At 41.3% G+C, this 1708-nt stretch carries 3 protein-coding genes; all 3 read left to right on the forward strand.

Annotated features, from left to right (window positions below; all coding sequences use genetic code 11):
- The first annotated feature begins 78 nt into the window (after window positions 1-78).
- The 3 genes from BTHERMOSOX_RS11005 (at window position 79) to BTHERMOSOX_RS12150 (ending at window position 1641) form a co-directional block, all read left to right on the forward strand.
- On the forward strand, window positions 79-708 hold the full coding sequence (locus tag BTHERMOSOX_RS11005; protein WP_138121175.1) for a hypothetical protein: 630 nt from the start codon (window positions 79-81) through the stop codon (window positions 706-708).
- A 77-nt stretch (window positions 709-785) separates the two neighbouring features.
- A complete protein-coding gene (locus BTHERMOSOX_RS11960; protein ID WP_138121176.1) occupies window positions 786-1274 on the forward strand; it encodes a PFL_4669 family integrating conjugative element protein in 489 nt (162 codons plus the stop codon).
- A gap of 67 nt (window positions 1275-1341) precedes the next feature.
- Window positions 1342-1641, forward strand: coding sequence for an AcaB family transcriptional regulator (locus tag BTHERMOSOX_RS12150; RefSeq protein WP_138121177.1), 300 nt, complete (start codon window positions 1342-1344; stop codon window positions 1639-1641).
- Window positions 1642-1708 lie beyond the last annotated feature (67 nt).

Consider the following 1708-nt stretch of genomic DNA (forward strand, 5'->3'; position numbering starts at 1 on the left):
GTTTATAGCAAACCCCTATTTAATTCCCATTAGGCGAAAGCATTTGAAACGAATGAAAAGACTATTTTTTTCATATAGTTGCGGCATGGTTTCAATTTTACCATAAATAATTATTGGGAAACTTCAGCTACATGTAGTAGTAGTAAAGATATTTTTAATAAAAAAACTACTACTACAAATTCCGAAGGAATTTATAAAAATGAAGTTGAAAAAAATAACTGTGAGTTAATTTTTCCGCAAGAATTTAACAAAAATGAAATCAAACTGGCTCAGATGTATTTGAAGAGCTTTGAACCGGAACTGAGGCAAAGTTTTTTAGACGAAACAGCGGCTCAAATTATTAATCGCCGAAAAACACATAATGCGATTCGCAACCCAGTTGGTTATTTATCCTGGCTATGCAACGAATACGGAAAAGGGAATTTATACCTGACCAGCCTTTACCTCAAGCACCAGGAGCAACGAAACCGTGAAGAAGTAACGGAACGCGCAGTCGAAAAAAAGAAGCAGGAGTTAACACAGTTAGCTAAAAACGGGGGATCAGTACCTGTAAACGTGAGTAATGGGGGGGCTGAACCAAAAGAGATACCTTTTACGAACGTGAAAAAAAAGCAAAGCAAAAAAAACGATGGGGAAAATTGCCAGCCTCTATCAGGAAGCGAAGTGGAATTGATCCAGACTCAGGTGGGGCACAGAGCCCCAATCTAAATTAGAATTTGGTGATACAAGTGGGGCTCTTTGCCCCACCTGACTCAGTGAGATATATTTTTAAATGAGGTAGCAAAATGGAAGATATGAATGAGGATAGTGATTTAGTCGTTGAAAAAAAACAGCCCATCAATGGTTTTTTTGATGAACCCGGTGGTTTGCGTAACAACACACGGATGATGATACAAACACGTCAGGCTCAAAAGCTTGTGACGGGACGCAAGAGAACCAGGGAAGTTAGTGCAATTATCGGATTAATGGATTTTGGGCGCAGAATGAAGTTGCTTTGGTTGTCTGCTGAGGCAGATGATCCCTATGCAGACTGGTATTTGTTACAGATTGAAAATTCAATTAAGGAGGCCAGGATTTTGATCAATGAAAAGAAATCCTGGCTCGATGATGTCTTAAACACCATGGACGGCATTGAGGTTGAGATTGCTCAATCGTTAAAGCCCATTAATATTTCAATTTATTTTCAAAATCCCATGGGTTATATGGGCGCTTATTTAGTGAAGGATTATGATTCATTGGCCTGCTCTGTCTTCACAGCGCGTCATATAGGGTGATTGATAGAGCATCTGCAGAAAGTATCATTCATGTCACAGGCAAAGCCATTGATGAACTTTCACGTTAGTGTCGCTATGGAAATTTACGGGGGTTACAAGAGAAGATTTAAAGCAAAATAATCAAAGTTCAGTGCGAGCACTTGAAACGTTTGGCGAGTGCCCGGAAGATGTTGTGTCAAAGAAGGCAAGAGCAAGGGCTGCACCCGCAATTAGAGAAAGTTGGGTTATTTGCGGGGAGTCGCTATTTTTGCGAAAGCTTGTTTTGGGCATCCCAGCCCAAGCAAGCGGCAAAAACTTAACGCGACCACTAATGCCTTCGGCGCCCCAGACGTCCTGCGTACGTGCCACTTCGCCACTACCATCGTAAACTCGGTGCTGGCTTCGTAACACTCCCTCAAATGACTGGACGGCGTTTCGGAATGCCTTTTATTTTG

The sequence above is a fragment of the Bathymodiolus heckerae thiotrophic gill symbiont genome (assembly GCF_900128515.1).
Taxonomy (GTDB): Bacteria; Pseudomonadota; Gammaproteobacteria; order PS1; family Pseudothioglobaceae; genus Thioglobus_A.

Coding starts and splice junctions, on each gene's coding strand:
- BTHERMOSOX_RS11960 (WP_138121176.1), top strand. CDS start 786: ATGGAAGATATGAATGAGGATAGTGATTTAGTCGTTGAAAAAAAACAG.